Raw genomic sequence first — 19,371 nt, forward strand, 5'->3', positions numbered from 1 at the left:
GTAGTCATTGTGTTGTCTTCCGATCAACTGCCTAGGACTGAGAACCGTCGGTGAGTTCGCTTCCGACGGTGACGTTGCGTGGTGGTTGCCCTTCCGCATCCGCGAGGGCAGCCAGTTGACGGGTGGTGAGCTGCCGGGACGAACCGCGGGAGTAATAACGCTCAAGGTAGTACTGGGCAATCATCAACATCGAGGTAATAACCAGGTACCAGGTTGCTGCCACGAGAAGCAGTGGAACGGGGAGAAAAATAGAGTTGGAGATGTCAGTGGAACGGCCGTATAGTTCGCCGGCATAGGGGATGGCGATGACGAGGGAGGTGGTCTTCAGCATCGAGATCAATTCATTGCCCGTTGGTGGGATGATGATACGCATGGCTTGGGGGAGCACCGTGCGGCGCATATTTTGCCACCAGGTCATGCCTAGGGCCTTGGAAGCCTCAGATTGTCCTTCGGGTACTGCCTGGATACCGGCACGCACAATCTCGGCCATGTAGGCGGCCTCATTGAGTCCGAGACCCAACACAGCGAGCAAGAACATGTTGGATAGCACATCGTTTAGATCAATTTCCGCAACACCGATGTTCACCATCTGATAGATGGAACTGAGTAGACCCCAGAACACTAATTGCACGTAGACAGGCGTTCCTCGGAAGATCCAGAGGTAGAGCCATGCCACTCCCTGTAGAACCGGGTTGGGGCTCATGCGCAGTACGGCGATGATCGATCCCAGAACCACTCCAAGCAACATGGCGAGAACGGTGAGAGCGAGCGTGTGGAGGGCAGCGATAGCGATACGGGTGTCTAGTAAGTACTGGAAATAAATATCCCAGTGGTACGCATCACGCTTGGCAGCATCGATGAAGAACACGGCGACGAGGAGAACGAGCACGGTGGCGAAAACCCAGCGGCCAGGATGTCGTAGAGGAATGGCTTTGTTTTCGGCAGGGCGTCGCCTTGTTGTTGTTTGTTGTGCGGTCATGCCTATTTCCTTTGAGCAGTACGCGGTTGGCTGGAGTTGTTCGCGGTGGGAACCGTGAATGGTTTGAGATTGAACGTGACCTTGTCGATCGCGCCGTCTTCAAGACCCCAAGGTGTGAGGATTCTGTTGTAGGAGCCGTCGTCAACCAGTTTCTGTAGAGCGGCGGCCAGCGCCGGGCCAAGAGGCGCATTTTTGTTAACTGCCCACCCGAATTGCGCTTTGTCGAAGATTTCCCCCGCTTGCACCAGGCGTCCGTTGGAACGTTCGACGGCGTATGCGATGACGGGGGAGTCTGAGCTGTAGGCTTCAGCTTGTTTGAGGATGGTGGCGTTCGCTGCGGCGTCTGCGGTGGCGTACACCAGCTTGTTAATTGGTTCTTTTCCGGCGGCGACACAATCGTCGGATTTTCCTTGAACTTCGTCAGTATCGGAGTATGTGCCTTTTTGTACCGCGACGGTCATCCCGCACGCATTGTGTGGATCCACGTTGTGCTCGTTACCCGGTTGAGTAGCCCAGGCCGAACCAAAGTTGAAGAAGTCCACGAAGTCGTAGTTTTTCTGCCGTTCCTCGGTATCTGTAAAAGCCGAGGCTCCTGCATCGAGTGTTCCTGCGCTGATGGCGGGAAGAATCAGGTTGAAGTCCATCTGGCGTACGTTAACTTCTAAGCCCAGAACTGCGCCGGCTGCCTTGATGAGGTCTACCTCGTAGCCGATGATGGTGCCGTCGGAATCCTTAAATTCCGCTGGGGCATAGGGGGTATTGGCGCCGACGGTGATGCTGCCGCGTTGCGCAATGTCTTGAGGAACCAGCTTCGCTAATTGCGGATCCTTCTTGGGTAGAATTGCTTCCCACCCGTCGGGATTGCCGAGCTCTTTGTTTGTTACGCAGGCAGTCAGCACCGTAGTCAGAGCCAAGGCAATAACTGCCTTGATGCTGCGATGCGGAATGCTCATTCTCATGAACGGAAAGTATATCGGAGACCATGAATAATACTCATTTCGCCGTTGTTAAGACTCCGTGCGGCGATGTACTTCTCCGCATCAGTGATGAAGCATTGATCGGCTTGTGGTTTCGCGGAATGCCCCATACACCCCAGGTTGATCCTTCGCTTCTCATCGACGCCACCACCCACCCCCTCGTACGCAGCGTCGATATTCAACTCGATGAATATTTCCGCGGAGTCCGCAAGCACTTCGATGTGCCGTTGTCTCTCAGAGGGAGCGATTGGCACAAGGCAGTGTGGCAACGCCTGCGCGACATCCCGTGGGGAGCAACCACGTCTTATGGTGAGATTGCCCGGGACATAGGGTCTCCTCGTGCCTATCGAGCCGTTGGAACAGCGGTGAGGATGAATCCTGTGAGCATCATTGTTCCTTGTCATCGCGTCCTCCCGGCGTCGGGGAAATTGGGGAACTACGCAGGCGGGGCGGAAAATAAAAGGATGCTTTTGCGTCTGGAAGGAATCGAACTCTAAAACTCAGCCTCCCCGAAGGGATAGGCTTTTAGCTTTCTCTAGTGCTCAGGCGCCAAATGAGGCTGATGACCGCAAAAACCACCAGGCTTACGGCAAAGAGCGGCGCCACAATGCAATAGGCGAGTAACACAAGTGGGATGACTACCCGCGCCCATACTGGCAGCTCTGACCACACTATCGGAGCGGGGAGCGAGCCCGCACGGGAGCCACGGCCACGCTTGAACCACATGGTGTAGCCGTAGATCACCAGTGCGAGGATGGCAAGTGCGAGTAATCCCAACGCGATTTGAGTATAGATACCGAAGAGCATGCCCATATGTAGCTGAATGATCCACGCTGATGCCTGAGCGGCAATCGGCCAGGAACTAAATGGGATGCGATCTGTAATTTCACCTGTGTTGCCGTTGACGGAGACCGTATCGTTGTGCAGTTTGTACGGCTGGCGGATTTCGCTGGCGACCCAGGCGCTGTCGTTGTTGGCAGGAGGAGTGAGTTCTAGTGTTCCGGTCAGGTCACCGGCCTGTCGAGCGGATTCAAGAACCGTTTCAGCCTGGGAGTCACTAGAGGTAGCATTCGCGTTTCCACGGTGTGCGGGCAGACTTTGGTCTGGGCCATGTCCCCCGTGTTCAGCATGGGGGTCTGCGGGTTGGGAAGGGGTGGCGTCGCTTGATGCGGACAGAGAGGTGGAGGGTTTCGGAGGCATCCAATCAAGTTGGGAACGCACATTGGTAATATTTGTGCCGGCGACCAGAGACCACGTCAGGCCGGAGAGACAGAGGAAAAGCAAGCCCGGAACTGCTATCACTCCGATGAAGGAGTGTCGTTGGGAGGCGAGACGGCGAGAACCTCGACGGGGTTTCCGGGTATTAGCTTGATTTGAACGGCGACGCCGGTTAATCAGCCACAAGGCTAGTCCACTAACAGCCAGAGGCCCCAACCAAGACGCGGCAGTTTCGGAGTAAATGCGTCCAGGGTCGGCAAGCCATAGTCGGCGGTGACCATTTGACAGCCATGTGCGTAAGGGAAGAGCTGATGAACTGCCGTACTGGATTAGATCTCCTTTGATGGATAGATCACCAGGATCGACAAAAACAGCATGAGTGTAGCTGGACGATTCCAGAGAACTGTCTTTGAAGAGCACGCGGGTGTTGGTTTGAGGTACGTCACCCACCTTCGTATCTTCTGCGACCTGAACACCTTTGATGCTGAGATCCGGATAGACCTTGCGTGCCGCTGCGATCTGATCTCCCAGAGGATGAGCCGCTGTGCCGGAGGTAGCGGTGATCTCGTCCTTGTAGACCAGCTGCTCTAAAGACGGCGCAAAGGCATAAAAGAAACCACTGAAGGCCGCAATAAATATCAACGGGGCAATGAAAATACCTGCGATGAAGTGAATTCGGCTAAAGGCGGAGAACCAGGCGGAATCTGAGCGGCGAGGACGGGTGGATTTCTCGGTTTCCGGCGACGTGTCCCTCGTTGATTTCTGAGAGGGAGAAGATTGATCAGCAGCAGTCATGCAGAAGTAGTCGGTTGTGAAGGTATAACAGTTCCTCCGCCGTTAGGTGATACTTCAGCAAAGGGGTAGTTTCCCGCTGAACGTCCAGAAAGCGCGGGGCTGGTTATTGGTTTTTATTTATGGCTGCTAGTGTGTAATCTGCATTGAGCACGCCCCTGTAGCCCAATTGGCAGAGGCAACGGATTCAAAACCCGTCCAGTGTGAGTTCGAGTCTCACCAGGGGCACAGTGTAAAACACCTCCCTAGCGGCTAAGGAGGTGTTTTACTTTTTGGGGGAACCTAGAAAACCAGACGAAGTATAGATACAGCAACGGCAGCGATGGCAGCAGAAGCTGGCAGTGTGATAATCCACGCAAGCGCGATTGGCTTCATCAGTCCCCAATTGGCAGCTCGGTTGACAAGGCCTACGCCTAGCACAGCACCAATAAGAATATGGGTGGATGAGACCGGAAGACCCATCACTGAAGCCATCATGACCACACCTGCGGCAGCCAGCTCGGCGGCGAATCCGGAGGAGGGATGAATTTTAGTGAGACCGGAACCGACAGTTTGGATCACGTTACGTCCCACAAACCACAAACCCGATACCAAAGCAATACCCATGGCGATGAGAACAGCCATAGGGACGGCAACTTCATCGTGAACTTCACCAGTTTTGAGAACGTCAATCACCGCGACGAAAGGCCCCAACGCATTTGCAATGTCATTAGCACCATGCGAAAACGCAAAAGCTGATGCAGTGAAAACCTGCATCCAGGAGAATAAGACGAAGGTGGATCGGTTGAGCGTTTGGCGTTTGAGGGTGCGGGCGAAAATGAACACGGCCATCCATACCAATGCTCCGACCATGCCCATGATCATGATGTTTTGCAAGCTTGAGAAATCCACACCAGTTTTCTTCAAGCCTTTAAACAGCATCATGGCACAAATGATGATGGCGCCAAGTGCAGCAAGCAGGGGAACCCAGTGCTCCAAGGCGCGATGAGCCTGAACTTCCGAGGCCTCCTTGTTGATCTTGTGGAGCTCGCGGTAATAGTCGGATTCCAACAGCTCCGGATCGTAGTCATCGTCGGTGAAAAGAGCTGCATCGCGCGCCATGGCGTTGGTGTAAGAAATCTGCTGTAGTTCAGTCATCCGAGCGACTTTGGTCTTGTGCTCGTTGCTGAGTTGTGTGCGTCGTTTTTTGATGTTGCGCAGTTTTTCATCTGCTTGCTCGTTGTAGATCAAAATGGATTGAGTGATCCAACGGAACAACAGGTAAGAAGTAAGCCCACCTAAGAGGGGAGATAAGGCCCAGGAGATAGCAATGGTGCCGATACCGCTCCACTGAACCATTTCCAAGCCGCCGGTGCCTGTGAGGAACCCCACGGTCAGCGCGGCGCCCACAATGCCGCCCACGATGGAGTGGGTGGTGGATACGGGCCAGCCCATACGAGTAGCGATGAAGAGCCAAATCGCAGCTCCAAGTAGGGAGGACATCATGATGTACGCGAATTCCATCGGATCCACGCCCTGCATTGCACTGAGATCGACGATGCCCGAACGGACGGTGTCCGTTACTTCGCCACCGGCGAGGACCGCGCCGGAGACCTCGAAGATCGCAGCGATCACTAAGGCCTGTTTCATTGTGAGTGTCTTTGCCCCTACGGAGGTGCCGAAGGAGTTGGCCACATCATTACCGCCGATATTGAAGGCCATGAACATGGCAAAAAGGATGGCGGCGATCCATACAAGGGGGTTGGTGCCTTCAGAGACGTAGTTGTTCCCCCAGAACATGAAGGCGATGAGCGTGACTGCGGTCAGAGCCCCGAAGCCTACGTGCCAGATCCAGTCGCTGTTTGTGGTTTTTGGTGGGAGAAAGTCCGGTTGGGAGCCGGTGTGTATAGACAAGCGATTTCCTCAGAAAAATGAGCCGAGATATGAAACGTCAGGGCTTCTCGGTGTGTGAACAAAAGAATGAACAACGAATGAAAAATACGTTTTTTAGGTAAACGGAAAGTGAACGCCGGGAAGAGGTTGAATGAAGTTTTGTTTTGCTTTCACGACTATGGTGGAGGGGCACGGTAGCTCCACAATTAATGGACGATGCACTAATCGCATTGAGCGAACCCTGCGGTATCCCCGGTGAGCGAACCCTGCGGTATCCTCGGTACGTCCGTGGAGCTTCATCTACTAGACTCGGTGGGCATGACATCCGAAGCCTCCACCAGCGCCGTAAGTACGGACTCGCGCCCGAAGCTCCTATTACTTGATGGGCATTCTCTGGCCTTCCGGGCTTTCTACGCGTTGCCGGCGCAAAATTTTTCCACCACGGGAGGTCAGCACACGAATGCTGTCTACGGCTTCCTCGGCATGTTCTTGGGGCTAATGGAAAAAGAACGGCCTACCCATGTAGCTGCGGCTTTTGATTTGTCGGGACCGACTTTTCGTGAGGAGTCCTTCCCCGCCTATAAGGCTCAGCGTCCATCAACTCCTGAGGAGTTCAAGGGGCAGATTGGTCTGATCCGCAAGGCGCTCGAGGCACTAGGAATTGTGACGCTAGACAAACCGTCTTATGAAGCGGATGACATCATTGCCACTTTGGCCACGCGGGGAGAAAAGGAGGGGATGCATGCATTAATCTGCACCGGTGATCGCGATTCCTTGCAATTGGTCGACGAGAATGTGACGGTTCTCTACACGCTCAAAGGGGTCTCCGAACTGCACCGTTTTACGCCGGAGGCGGTGGAGAAGAAGTATGGGGTGACACCCACGCAGTATCCGGATCTTGCCGCGCTCCGTGGCGATACCTCCGATAACATGCCGGGCGTGCCAGGCGTAGGCCCTAAGACTGCTCAGAAGTGGATCACTCAATATGGCAGCTTGCAGGGAGTCATCGACGCAATGGATGACATTAAAGGCAAGGTGGGAGAAAACCTGCGCGCGAATATCGCTAGCGTGAAACTAGCCCGAGATATCACGGAGATGGTCCGTGATCTGGATGTGGTGGAGAATCTTGACGACCTGAAACCGACTCAGGTGGACGCTAACGACGCGCTGCAGGTCTTCGAGGAGCTACAGTTCGGGGCTACTTTACGTAATCGTGCGTTCCGCACCCTCGGCGTGGAATTTGAGGATACGGCTCAGGTTCCGATTACCGAGGAGAATCTCAAGCCAGGCAAGTTGGCTAGTTGGTTAAAGAAGCGTGCAGATGGTGTGGCTGTTGACGTAGTCGGTGAGCAGCTGGCCATTCTGGATAAGGAAAACGTCGGTGTCGTCGTTGACATGGCGGACGTTGACCCGAAGGATGAGGCGGCATTGTCTGCCTGGTTGTCCGATCCAGAACAGAAAAAGTGGTTCCATGATGCGAAAGCTAGTTATCACCTGCTGAGGGCTCAGGGATGGGAGCTTGCTGGAGTGGAGCATGACACGTCTCTTGCCGCGTATCTCCTGCGCCCTGACGTTCGTACCTACGGGTTGAGCGATGTGCTTCAACGTCACGCGGGACGTGAGCTTTCGTCTCAGGCGACGCCACTAGGACGAGCGCAGGCAGTTGCCGAGTTGGTTCGGGTTCTGAACCCTGAGCTGGAGAGCGCAGGAGCTACCGAATTGTACTTTGATCTGGAGGTTCCGCTTTGTTTGATCCTGGCGCGTATGGAGGACACTGGAATTGCAGTGAATTCAGAGCTTCTGGAGGACTTGAGTTCTGAATATGGTGAGAAGCTAGACAATGAGATCGCAGCTGCGCGCGAGATTGCCCAGAACCCGGATCTTAATTTGTCCAGTCCAAAGCAGCTGCAGAAAGTACTTTTTGAGGACCTAGGTTTACCGAAGACTAAGAAGACTAAGACGGGGTATTCTACCGCGGCTGGCGAGCTGGAAAAATTGGCTGCACAGACTTCTCATCCATTCTTGATTCATCTGATGGCACATCGTGAGTATCAGAAGATGAAGTCCACGGTGGATGGTCTGATTAGTGCTGTACAAGACGATGGTCGTATTCATACGACCTTTAACCAGAAGGGTGCGGCTACGGGGCGCTTGAGCTCCTCGGATCCTAATTTGCAGAACATTCCTGTTCGCACTGATGCTGGCCGTCGTATCCGCTCTGCTTTCGTAGTGGGTGAGGGATGTGAGACATTATTCACTGCGGATTATTCGCAGATCGAGATGCGCGTTATGGCTCATCTTTCGGAGGATGCTGGGCTTATTGAAGCCTATGCATCGGGGGAAGATTTGCACAATTATGTGGGGTCGAAGGTCTTCGACGTTCCGGTCGACGAGGTTACTCCTGAGCGGCGTCGTAAGGTGAAGGCTTTGTCCTATGGCCTGGTGTACGGCTTGTCGGCGTTTGGCCTGTCTCAGCAGCTTAATATTCCCGCTGGTGAAGCGAAGAAGATCATGGAGAACTATTTTGAGCGTTTCGGTGGTGTGAAGCGTTATCTGGACAATGTAGTCGATGTGGCTCGAGAAGATGGCTACACGTCAACTCTCTTTGGGCGACGCAGGTACTTGCCAGAACTTAAGTCCTCCAACCGTGCAGCGCGGGAGAACGCAGAGCGCGCGGCGTTGAATGCTCCCATTCAAGGAACTGCGGCGGACATTATCAAGTTAGCCATGCTCCGCGTTGATGCGGCGATAAAGGCGGAACGTTTGAATTCGCGGGTTCTTCTGCAGGTGCATGATGAACTGGTCGTTGAGGTGGCTCCGGGGGAGTTAGAGAAAGTGAGCACGCTTGTCGCCCGCGAGATGGACTCTGCGGTTGCCTTACAGGTTCCGTTGGATGTTTCGGCGGGGCACGGTGAGAACTGGGATTTAGCGGCTCACTAGTGCTCCCGCTGCTAGCGGCTGGAGCCGGAGGTGCCGGCGGGTTTAGTAGCGAAGTGGCGCTCGGCTAGAACCATTGCGGTGACGAGAGCGGCACCCGCACAGAACATCACAACGCAGAGTCCCACATGGTTGCTCGGGGGGAGAAGGGTGGCGTCATTATCCTGCCATGGCCAGAGTGCGCGAAGAGAGCCGAACATGAGGCCAGCCATGACAAGCAATGTCATGGTACGGGTGTGAATCAGCAGTTTTTCTAGAATGCGGACGAAAAGAATGAGGCCCGTGGCTGCGCCCAAGGCGAACACGGCAAGGTAGCCTATGTCGCGGTTGTCCACGGCGGACATCGTGGCAGAGTACAGACCTACGGAAAGAAGAAAAAAAGATCCGGAGACTCCAGGCAGAACCAAGGCGCAAATCGCAATCGCCGCGGTACAAAATACCATCACCATATTCGGATCTTCTTTTGGAGCGCTGGTTAATCCTGTCAGGAAGAATGTGGCGCATGCGGCAAGGACGAAAGCCGTAGTACCTTTGGCAATTTTCTTGCGGCCATCTGTCCAATCGATCATCAAAAGAGGAACGGAAATGGATACCAACACCATGCCCATGAACAGGGCGCGCGAGACTTCCGGCTGATTACTGACAAAGCTTTCCATGACCCCGGCCATTGTCACCACGCACAGAAACATTCCGGCGAGGAGTGGTCCAAGTAGAAGCCAGTCCAAGGACCTCACACGGTCTACAGCCTCGGACCGTTTCTCCGACGGGCCTTTTACGAGGAGCTTTAGCGAATCGAGAAACCGGTTGGCGGCATAAAGCACACGTTCGTACACACCGGTGACGAGGGCAATGGTGCCGCCGGAGACGCCGGGGACGAGTTCCGCCATACCGATCAAGGCTCCGCGGACAATGTTCAGGATGATGGTCATTAATCCAGACTAAACGATGCGTAGAAAAAAGTTGGGACATGGATGGCGGCATGTTTGCGCAGGCCACAGGCCTCGTGTACGGTCTACAGTGTTGTGTGCCTGGGGATTACTGTCCCTAGGAGGCGTTCTCACGTGTTCTGCGGTGCCGTTTCGGCCGAGAAAGGGCGGGTGAGAGCGAGCTTCGTAAGGCACGCTCTGGTAACTGTCCAATTCTATTTCAATCCGTTTCGGAGACTACTACTACATGTCCACCAACAACGTCCCTCAGGTAGCCATCAACGACATCGGCTCCGCTGAGGATTTCCTCGCTGCTGTCGATGCCACCATCAAGTACTTCAACGATGGTGACATTGTCGAAGGCACCGTCGTCAAGGTCGATCACGACGAGGTCCTTCTGGACATCGGATACAAGACCGAGGGTGTCATCCCTTCCCGTGAGCTGTCCATCAAGCACGACGTAGACCCGAGCGAGGTCGTTGAGGTCGGCGACGAGATCGATGCTTTGGTTCTCACCAAAGAGGACAAGGAAGGTCGCCTCATCCTCTCCAAGAAGCGTGCACAGTACGAGCGCGCTTGGGGTGCCATCGAAGAGCTCAAGGAGAAGGATGAGCCAGTTACCGGCACCGTTATTGAGGTTGTCAAGGGTGGCCTGATCCTCGATATCGGCCTCCGTGGCTTCCTGCCAGCTTCTCTTGTTGAGATGCGTCGTGTGCGTGATCTGCAGCCATACATCGGGCAGGAGATCGAGGCCAAGATTATCGAGCTGGACAAGCACCGCAACAACGTTGTGCTATCTCGCCGTGCATGGCTGGAGCAGACTCAGTCTGAGGTTCGTTCCGAGTTCTTGCACCAGCTGCAGAAGGGCCAGGTTCGCAAGGGAGTGGTGTCTTCCATCGTCAACTTTGGTGCATTCGTCGACTTGGGTGGCGTAGACGGTCTGGTTCACGTCTCGGAGCTGTCGTGGAAGCACATTGATCACCCATCCGAGGTGGTCACCGTCGGCGATGAAGTCACCGTTGAGGTTCTGGATGTTGATCTGGATCGCGAGCGCGTGTCTCTGTCCTTGAAGGCAACGCAGGAAGACCCATGGCGTGTCTTCGCTCGCACCCACGCAATCGGCCAGATTGTTCCGGGCAAGGTCACCAAGTTGGTTCCATTTGGTGCGTTCGTTCGCGTGGACGAGGGCATCGAGGGTCTGGTACACATCTCCGAGTTGGCAGAACGCCACGTCGAGGTACCAGATCAGGTTGTTGCAGTTGGTCAAGATGCCATGGTCAAGGTCATCGACATCGACTTGGAGCGTCGTCGCATTTCCCTGTCCCTCAAGCAGGCTGACGAGGACTACACTGAGGAGTTCGACCCATCCAAGTACGGCATGGCTGATTCCTACGACGAGCAGGGTAACTACATTTTCCCTGAGGGCTTCGATGCCGAAACCAACGAGTGGCTCGAAGGCTACGAGGAGCAGCGCACGGAGTGGGAGAACCGTTACGCCGAGGCGGAGCGTCGTCACCGTCTGCACACCGCTCAGATCGAGCGTAACCGTGCAGCTGCAGCCGAAGCCGCAGCAAACGGTGAGGGAGGCTACTCCTCTGAGTCCAACAGCTCTTCCTCCGCTCAATCTGAGTCCGCGTCCTCCGACGCAGGAACGCTGGCCTCCGATGAGCAGCTCGCTGCACTGCGTGAAAAGCTGGCAGGTAGCGCTGAATAACCCGCCGCCATTCGTTGACGGTCATACTCGACCAGCCCCGGCGGCGTGAAAGCGCTGGCTAAAGCCGGTCGATGAGAGAAAAAGAACGCCCGTATCCTTGACGTGGGAACGGGCGTTCAACTTTGTCGCGGCACTGTGCTACTCATGGATGGCATGAAAATCTTCGCGAACGCTCGTGTCTACACCATGAGTCATTCATCCTCACAAATGCGAACCGGTCAGTATACGGGGGAAACCTTAGCGGAAGCACTCGTTGTTGAAGGGGACAAGATTTCCTTTGTAGGCAGCGTGGCTGAAACTCGTGATTTTGTCCGCTCGCGGTTGAGGGATAATTCTCGAGTCGAAGAGATTGACTGTGGCGGTGGTGTGATCCTACCGGGTTTTGTCGATGCTCATATCCATGCCATGGCCACGGCGGCTTCGCGCTGTGAAGTAGATCTTAGGGATTGTCGCAGCATGAGGGAGGCTGCACATCGCATAGTCGAACATGCCCGCAGACTGCCCGTCGGACAGTGGGTTACTGGGGGACGATGGGACGCGAACGCGTGGAACGATGTGGTGGAACCTCACCGAGCATTGCTTGATGAATTACTGCCGGACCGTCCTGTCGCTGTGTGGTCCGTCGATTTTCACACTTTGTGGCTCAATGCTGCGGCTCTGGACTACGTGGGTATAGATGACGCCACCCCGGATCCACCCGGCGGGTGCATCGTGCGTGACGAACGCGCCGCCATCACTGGAGTCCTCAAGGAAGAGGCTGCGATGCGGGCTGCGCGTAGATTTCCCGTTGTGCCACTTGCCGCGCGCATCGAGCAATTGCGCCAAGCACAACAGGCTTGGCTGGCTGAAGGAATCATTGGTGTTCATGATTTCGATGGGGGTAATTCCCGCGAGGCATGGCGCGGCTTAAACGCTTCCGGCGAGCTCCTCTTGCACGTTGTGAAGTATCTGCGGGTGGAAGAGTGGGAGGACGCTGTCATGAGCGGTTGGAAGACGGGTAACCGGGAAGGAAGCCGCTTTGTTCAGGGCGGGCTCAAGTTGTTTTCCGACGGTGCACTGGGGTCTCAAACGTGTCATATGTCCCACCCTTTCCCACAACCAGCCCGTGATGGCTCCCTGAACTACGGACTGCAGGTCTCTAGTCGAGATACGTTAGCGGATCAGGTATGTCAGGCTTATCAGCGTGGTATTTCGGTAGCCATACATGCCATTGGAGATCAAGCCAATCACAATGTCCTTCACACGTTTTTGCGCACTGAGCCTCAACGGTTGAAAGCAATGCAGCGAACCGGTGTTCCCCTCCGCCCACGCCTCGAACATGCTCAATTCATGCAGTTGGCAGATGTACGCCTTGCTGCGAAACTCGGAGTCATCGCTTCGATGCAACCCCGCCATTGCATTTCGGACATACCATTACTTCCGCTGGTTGAACACAATCCTGGACTGGTTGCCTATCCCTGGAAAGATTTGAGTGAGAAAGGTGTCACTATAGCCTTTGGCTCTGATGCCCCCGTAGAACCGACCAATCCTTTTGCGGCAATCTACGCCGCAATGACCCGTGCGAGCATTGACGGTGATCCTTCGACGAGTTTCCAACCCGATCGCCGAATTTCTGCTTATGACGCCGTGCGTGCCCACACCGTCGGCGCAGCCTACGCGGCAGGGATCGAACAGGATACGGGTGTATTGGCGGCTGGGAAAAATGCGGACTTTATCATCGTGGATACGGATCCTTTTGTCACCGACGAGTGGGGAGGCAATGGGATGTCTGGGACGTATCCTTCGGAAGAATCATTGTTCGCTCATGCCAGTGCGGTACGTGATACGTCGGTGAATATGACGATTGCTGCGGGAAGAGTAGTGTACGCGAGATGACATTGATGACAGATCCTAGCTCGATGACCAGAACGTCCGGGGCTTTTCGCACTCTGTTGGGCATGCTGGCTTTCCACAGAGGCGCGCTTGTCTTGGGGATTGTGTTTGCGTTGGTTAACTCCGTGGGTGCGTTGCTACAGCCAGAGGTCATGAACAGGATTATCGGTGAGGTTGGCCATGGCTCAGTAACGGACCTGGTTCTCGTCTTGTTCGCGATCATGTTGGTAACAGCGGTGGCATCTGCCTGCCAGATTTTCGTTCTCAACCGCACTGCCGAGGCAGCAGTTTTTCAGACTCGAGGACGCCTTATAGCTCGCATGCTGAGATTGCCGATGGCACGTTATGACAGCATGCGTACTGGTGATCTCGTCACGCGATTGGGCTCTGATACCACCTTGATTCGCTCTGCGTTTACCGGAGGCCTTGTCGACGCTATTGCTGGTGTGGTCACCATGCTGGGATCCATCATTTTGATGGCACTGATTGATGTCTTCTTGCTCAGTATGGTGCTGGTGTTGGTGGCAGGAACTGTGGTGATTGTGGTGATCGCATCGAAAAAGATCCAGCGATACACCAAACAGTTGCAGAAATCTGTCGGGCTGTTGGGCGCTGGCATGGATCGCGCTCTTGTTGCTATTCGAACTATTCGGGCTGCCAATGCCCAACAACAGGTGGAAGATGATCTGGTGGCGGAGGCAGAACGCGCATTCGGTAAGGGTAAGCAAACAGCGAAAATTGAGGCTTTTCTCTATCCCGTGAGCGGTTTGGCGTTGCAGGCCAGTTTTCTCATTGTGTTGGGAGTAGGAGGCGCGCGTGTTTCCACTGGAACAATCGCCGTGGGTGATCTTGTCGCCTTTGCTCTCTACTTGTTCATGCTCGCTATGCCTCTCGGGCAGATTTTCGGAGCGGTGACAACGATCCGTTCGGCGATGGGGGCTATCGAGCGGATACAGGAAGTACTAGATACCCCCGAGGAATCCACCGCCGGTGACGAGGCGCAATTGGCCTCGTCCCTTTCCTTCGACGCCATCTCCTTCTCCTATCCATCTGCGAAAGAAATGGAAGGGGAGTCGGTGGAATCCGTGGTTCGTACTGAGGTGCTGCATGATGTGAGTTTTCAGATACCGGCCGGTAAAGTCACAGCTTTTGTTGGTCCATCGGGATCTGGAAAATCCACCACGCTTGCTTTAATGCAGCGGTTCTACGATCCTGACTCTGGCACGATCTACCTAGGAGAGCAGAACATGTCTGGCCTCACACGGGAGTCGGTACGTCGTTCTATCGGTTACGTTGAACAAGAAGCAGCGGTGCTGGCGGGAACAGTGCGTGACAACTTGCTGCTGGCGAGGTACGATGCTACAGACGGCGAATGCTGGGACTGTGTGCGACAGGTGGGATTGGATCAGCACTTTCAGCAGGCAGAAGGTCTAGACACGCTTATTGGTGACCGTGGCATGAGCCTCTCGGGTGGTCAGCGCCAGCGCTTAGCATTGGCTCGCATGCTTTTGATGGATGCCCCGATTTTGCTATTAGACGAACCAACGTCCGCGGTGGATTCTCGCAATGAGCAGCTTATTTTGGATGCAATTGCAGATTCTGCCCGTGGACGGACACTCGTGGTAGTCGCCCACAGGTTGTCCACCGTGATTGACGCGGATCAGATTATTGTTATGGAAGCTGGCAGAGTGGTTGCCGTAGGTACACATGAAGAATTGCTGCAGATCAGCACGCTGTATCGTGATCTAGCACACCGTCAGCTCTTGGATTAGGTTCCCCGGTTCAGTCTCCGTTGAGAAGGCTTTTTGGGTTTCTTTTCGCTGTCTTTCTCATGGGTGAACAACAATAGTCCCTCTCAGCGTAGCCTGAGAGGGACGAGGACGGTGATGTGCAGGAGGCCTAGAGAGCGTCTATGCGTCCGGTAGCATGCAGCGTATCCAATTTTGATGCTTTGCGCAGCTGTAGATCCCAGCTGGTGTTGTCCTTCTTAGCGAAGTAGGCAATGGAAGCTGGGAGGACCACTGGTTTAGCAAAATCCACCTGGAAGCGAGCCGCTGGTGGAATCTGTCCCTCCAGACCACGCAACATGGTGGCTGCAGACCACATGCCGTGTGCAATGGTGGCGGGGAATCCAAAGGCCTTGGCGCCGAGGTTGGAAACGTGGATAGGGTTCTTATCGCCGGAAGCCTCAGCATAAATCTTGATGTCTTCCGGGGTCACGCGGTAGCTGGCAGTCGGTGATACTTCTGGTTTCTCCGCTTTATCGAGAAGGCGCGCATCCGTCGGCTCGACGTTCTTGTAAGGGGAGGAGCTTGAAAGTTTAGCGCCCTTCGCGAGGAATGCAGAGGTTTGTGTCCAAATGTCCTCACCAGCGACGGAAACCGTGGTGATGAAATCGATGAGTACGCCCTTGGTGTGAGGACGCAGGTTCTCCGCATGCACGGAGATGTCCAGCACATCGTCGACTGTTAGGGGACGAGTTTGCTCGATGGTGTTGTTGAGATGAACCAGTCCCACCGCAGTCAAAGGGAAGTCTTTTGAGGTCATCACCTTCATAACGAGAGGGAAAGACAACACGTAGGGATAGGTCAGTGGCAGTTCGTTGCGGAGGCGCAGTCCCGTCGCGCTGTTGTAGGCAGCGAGGTGACGAACATCGATTTTCACGCCTTTGACTTTGTACGCGGTGGTGGGGTTCTCCTTGGCGCTGCGCTTGGTACCCACGCCCGGAATGATGTCCTTGACCGCGTTGCGGTATTCGTCCATCAGCACTGGGATGGAATCGAGTTCCTTGTAGGTCACGGTAGTCATTGTGTGCTGTGTTTCCTTTTCCTTTTTCGACGCCAGCAGACTCTAGTTATGCACGTCATTAATGCGAGCAATTCCCAACACCTAGCTTAGATAGCTGGCGTTGGGAACGCTGGGGAATTAAGCGCCCAACAGACCCTGGCCACAGACACGGATAGTGTTGCCGGTGACGGAGCTGGAGGCTGGAGCTGCGAAGTAAGCGATTGCTTCTGCAACGTCCACGGTCTGACCACCCTGGTGCAGGGAGCTCATCAGACGACCAGCCTGGCGGGTTCCGAATGGGATGGCTGCTGTCATGGCAGTTTCAATGAAGCCCGGCGCAACAGCATTGATGGTGATGTTCTTCTCTGCCAGCTTGGCAGAGAGAGAATCGACGAAACCGATGATTGCGGCCTTGGTCAGGCCGTAGTTGGTCTGACCTCGGTTACCGGCGATACCAGCGATAGAGGAAACGCCGATGACGCGACCGTTTTCTGCCAAACCACCATTAGCGAGCAGGCCCTCGGTGATGCGTACTGGGGCGATGAGGTTGACGGACATGACTGCGTTCCAGCGGCCTTCATCCATGTTGGCGAGCAGCTTATCGCGGGTAATACCAGCGTTGTGAACGATGATGTCCACTGGTCCACCGTGACGTTGCTCGGCGTGTTCCTTGATCTTGTCTGCAGCATCAGCTGCGGTGACATCCAATGGGAGGGCGGTTCCCTTGACCTTATTGGCGGTTTCGGTCAGACCTTCACCTGCTTGAGGGACGTCTACGCAAATGACCTTGGCGCCGTCGCGAGCTAGAACTTCGGCGATGGTAGCGCCGATACCGCGAGCCGCACCGGTTACGACGGCGATCTTTCCTTCGGTGGGCAGATCCCAGTTCGAGGGAAGCTCAGCTCCCTCAGCGCCTACGCGAATAACCTGTGCGTCGACAAAAGCGGACTTTCCAGAGAGGAGGAATCGGATGGTAGATTCCACGCCGGAGAGATCATCGGAGGATACTTCTGGGGCAACGTAGACCAACTGAGCGGTAGCGCCACGCAGCAGCTCCTTGGCCACGGAGCGAGTGAAGCCTTCGAGGCCACGCTGGACGATGCGTTCATCGGCGTCGTCGCACAGCTCCGGGGTGGTGCCGATGACGACGATGCGGCCGGATGGTTTGATCTGGCGCATGATTGGGTGGAAAAAGTCGAAAATTTCCTGGAGGTCTTCGGGACGCTTGATACCGGTCGCATCGAAAACGAATGCTGCGTGCTTACCTTCTCCGGCAGTGTCGGTGACCTGGTAGTCGCCAGAGAGAAGGCTCTTGAGACCATCGGCGATGCGACCACGGCCACCTAGCAGGACGGTGCCGTCGAGGGCAGGCTCGCCCTTCTTGTAACGGCGTAGAGGCTCCTGCTGTGGAATACCGATCTTAGGTGCGATGAACTTACCGGCCGGGGAATCCAAGAACTGCAGGAATGCGTCCTTCTTTGGTGCAGACACGTAAAAACTCCTTGACGTATTTTGCTGCGATATGTGTTGTCTAGCTCTCCACGATAGCGAAGGGGCGAGAAGGTGTCTTGGAGTGGAGAACTCCGTCACTATTTCCCGTCTTTCATTAACGCACATCGCCAAGACAATGTATGTTCTTGTATATAACCCTACGGTGTGATCGAGCTCAAGGTGTGACATCGAAGAAACTTGGCGCACACTTTTGTTCGTGTACAGTCACCGGGAGTGCCCGTGTGCGCATACACCGCTAACAACCACTACTTCCATGGAGAGAATCTGACTATGACTAACGGATCCCCTCGCAAGGTCGCCATCCTGGGCGGCAACCGTATTCCTTTCGCCCGCTCCAACAAGGAGTATGCGGATGCTTCTAACCAGGACATGCTGACTGCTGCGCTGGATGGCCTCGTAGCTCGCTACGGTCTGCAGGGCGAGGAGCTGGGCCTGGTGGCTGCTGGTGCTGTGCTGAAGCATTCCCGCGATTTCAACCTCACTCGTGAAGTCGTCCTGGGTTCTGCTCTTTCTTCCACCACCCCTGCATTCGACTTGCAGATGGCTTGTGGCACAGGCCTAGCTGCCCTTGTTCAGGTGGCTGACGCCATTGCTTTGGGTCGCATCGAAGCTGGCATTGCCGGCGGTGTGGATACCACCTCCGATGCTCCTCTGGCTGTCAACGATGAACTGCGTAAGACCCTGATCAAGGTCACCAACGCTAAGACCACGCAGCAACGATTGAAGTTGCTGGGTTCTATTCGCCCATCCCAGATTGCGCCAGAACAGCCTTCTAACGGTGAGCCCCGCACTGGTCTATCCATGGGTGAGCACGCCGCAATCACAGCTCGCGAAATGGGCATTTCCCGGGAAGATCAGGATCAGCTGGCCGCCGAATCCCATCAGAAGCTGGCCAAAGCTTATGAGGATGGCTTCTTTGAGGATCTTCTCACTCCATACTTGGGTGTTCAGCGTGATACCAACCTGCGTCCAGATTCGACCGTAGAGAAGCTCGCCAAACTTAAGCCAGTATTCGGCAAGCGTGATGCGGAGGCTCATGGCACTACCGCAACCATGACTGCCGGTAACTCCACTCCTCTGACCGATGGAGCCTCCGTAGTTTTGGCCGCATCCGAAGAGTGGGCTGAGGAGCACAACATTCCGGTTCGTGCTTACTTGGTTGATTCTGAGGTCGCTTCTGTGGACTTCATTCATGGCAAGAATGGTTGCACACCGGACGGCCTGCTGATGTCTCCAACTATTGCTGTTAAGCGCATGCTGGAGCGTAATGGCTTGTCTCTGCAGGATTTCGATTTCTATGAAATTCATGAGGCTTTTGCCTCTCAGACCTTGGCCACTTTGAAGGCTTGGGAGTCTGAGGATTACTGCCGTGAGCGCCTGGGATTGGATGCCCCACTGGGCTCCATCGACCGCTCCAAGCTGAATGTGAATGGTTCTTCGCTGGCTGCGGGACACCCATTTGCTGCAACTGGTGGCCGTATTGTTGCTTCTACTGCGAAGTTGCTGGAACAGAAGGGCTCGGGTCGCGCACTGGTGTCTATCTGTGCCGCTGGTGGCCAGGGCATTGTGGCTATCCTAGAGCGTTAATTTTCGTGTGCTGCACCATGTGCAGCACCTCGTGATTGAGCTCTAGGCAGTGAGTGTGGACGTTCGTAACGGGTGTGGACATTTGCAGCGAGTATGGCCGCTTGCAGTGAATGTGAATGTTCGCAGTGGGTGAGAGCGTCCGTGCTAACAGCGGGGTTTCCGGGAAGGGAAGCCCCGTTTTTGTTGCGGCTTTTCCAG

General features: G+C 55.0%; 13 protein-coding genes and 1 tRNA gene. 7 read left to right on the top strand and 7 right to left on the bottom strand.

Going from position 1 to position 19,371, the window contains the following annotated elements; translation table 11 throughout:
• Positions 1-31: 31 nt before the first annotated feature.
• Both GP473_RS03750 and GP473_RS03755 read right to left on the bottom strand, forming a co-directional pair.
• Complete coding sequence (locus GP473_RS03750; protein WP_185769051.1) at positions 32-979, bottom strand: amino acid ABC transporter permease; 948 nt, start codon at positions 977-979, stop codon at positions 32-34.
• Positions 980-981: 2 nt separating this feature from the next.
• Positions 982-1,932: an ABC transporter substrate-binding protein gene (locus GP473_RS03755; protein WP_390625286.1), complete on the bottom strand. Its 951-nt coding sequence runs from the start codon at positions 1,930-1,932 to the stop codon at positions 982-984.
• Positions 1,933-1,961: 29 nt separating this feature from the next.
• Here GP473_RS03755 and GP473_RS03760 point away from each other — a divergent pair, with 29 nt between their 5' ends.
• Positions 1,962-2,453 carry a methylated-DNA--[protein]-cysteine S-methyltransferase gene (locus GP473_RS03760; protein ID WP_185769049.1) on the top strand — a complete coding sequence of 164 codons (492 nt, stop codon included), beginning with the start codon at positions 1,962-1,964 and terminating at the stop codon, positions 2,451-2,453.
• 28 nt (positions 2,454-2,481) lie between these two features.
• Here GP473_RS03760 and GP473_RS03765 read toward each other — a convergent pair whose 3' ends face one another.
• Positions 2,482-3,969 carry a PepSY-associated TM helix domain-containing protein gene (locus tag GP473_RS03765; protein ID WP_186277169.1) on the bottom strand — a complete coding sequence of 496 codons (1,488 nt, stop codon included), beginning with the start codon at positions 3,967-3,969 and terminating at the stop codon, positions 2,482-2,484.
• Positions 3,970-4,120: 151 nt separating this feature from the next.
• Here GP473_RS03765 and GP473_RS03770 point away from each other — a divergent pair.
• Positions 4,121-4,194, top strand: a tRNA-Leu gene (locus GP473_RS03770).
• Positions 4,195-4,248: 54 nt separating this feature from the next.
• On the opposite strand, the gene GP473_RS03775 is transcribed toward GP473_RS03770, so the two are convergent.
• Positions 4,249-5,859 carry an inorganic phosphate transporter gene (locus tag GP473_RS03775; RefSeq protein ID WP_260619905.1) on the bottom strand — a complete coding sequence of 537 codons (1,611 nt, stop codon included), beginning with the start codon at positions 5,857-5,859 and terminating at the stop codon, positions 4,249-4,251.
• 297 nt (positions 5,860-6,156) lie between these two features.
• Between GP473_RS03775 and polA the strand changes: the two genes are divergently transcribed.
• A complete protein-coding gene (gene polA / locus GP473_RS03780) occupies positions 6,157-8,778 on the top strand; it encodes a DNA polymerase I (protein WP_186277170.1) in 2,622 nt (873 codons plus the stop codon).
• A gap of 11 nt (positions 8,779-8,789) precedes the next feature.
• Here polA and GP473_RS03785 read toward each other — a convergent pair whose 3' ends face one another.
• On the bottom strand, positions 8,790-9,704 hold the full coding sequence (locus GP473_RS03785; protein WP_186277171.1) for a DUF368 domain-containing protein: 915 nt from the start codon (positions 9,702-9,704) through the stop codon (positions 8,790-8,792).
• A gap of 244 nt (positions 9,705-9,948) precedes the next feature.
• Between GP473_RS03785 and rpsA the strand changes: the two genes are divergently transcribed.
• The 3 genes from rpsA (at position 9,949) to GP473_RS03800 (ending at position 15,059) form a co-directional block, all read left to right on the top strand.
• Complete coding sequence (rpsA, locus tag GP473_RS03790; protein ID WP_185769045.1) at positions 9,949-11,415, top strand: 30S ribosomal protein S1; 1,467 nt, start codon at positions 9,949-9,951, stop codon at positions 11,413-11,415.
• A gap of 102 nt (positions 11,416-11,517) precedes the next feature.
• On the top strand, positions 11,518-13,290 hold the full coding sequence (locus tag GP473_RS03795) for an amidohydrolase (RefSeq protein WP_222104970.1): 1,773 nt from the start codon (positions 11,518-11,520) through the stop codon (positions 13,288-13,290).
• A complete protein-coding gene (locus GP473_RS03800) occupies positions 13,287-15,059 on the top strand; it encodes an ABC transporter ATP-binding protein (protein WP_186277172.1) in 1,773 nt (590 codons plus the stop codon). The genes GP473_RS03795 and GP473_RS03800 overlap by 4 nt, the downstream gene beginning before the upstream one ends.
• Before the next feature lie 127 nt (positions 15,060-15,186).
• Here the strand turns inward: GP473_RS03800 and GP473_RS03805 are convergent, their stop codons facing one another.
• Both GP473_RS03805 and GP473_RS03810 read right to left on the bottom strand, forming a co-directional pair.
• Positions 15,187-16,095 (bottom strand): MaoC family dehydratase, encoded by a 909-nt coding sequence (locus GP473_RS03805; protein ID WP_186277173.1) that lies wholly within the window; start codon positions 16,093-16,095, stop codon positions 15,187-15,189.
• A 117-nt stretch (positions 16,096-16,212) separates the two neighbouring features.
• A complete protein-coding gene (locus tag GP473_RS03810) occupies positions 16,213-17,565 on the bottom strand; it encodes a 3-oxoacyl-ACP reductase (RefSeq protein WP_246394901.1) in 1,353 nt (450 codons plus the stop codon).
• Positions 17,566-17,856: 291 nt separating this feature from the next.
• Here GP473_RS03810 and GP473_RS03815 point away from each other — a divergent pair, with 291 nt between their 5' ends.
• Entirely contained in the window at positions 17,857-19,173 is a 1,317-nt protein-coding gene (locus GP473_RS03815) for an acetyl-CoA C-acetyltransferase (protein ID WP_185769042.1), read from the top strand.
• Positions 19,174-19,371 lie beyond the last annotated feature (198 nt).

The sequence above is a fragment of the Corynebacterium anserum genome (genome assembly GCF_014262665.1).
Lineage (GTDB): Bacteria > Actinomycetota > Actinomycetes > Mycobacteriales > Mycobacteriaceae > Corynebacterium > Corynebacterium anserum.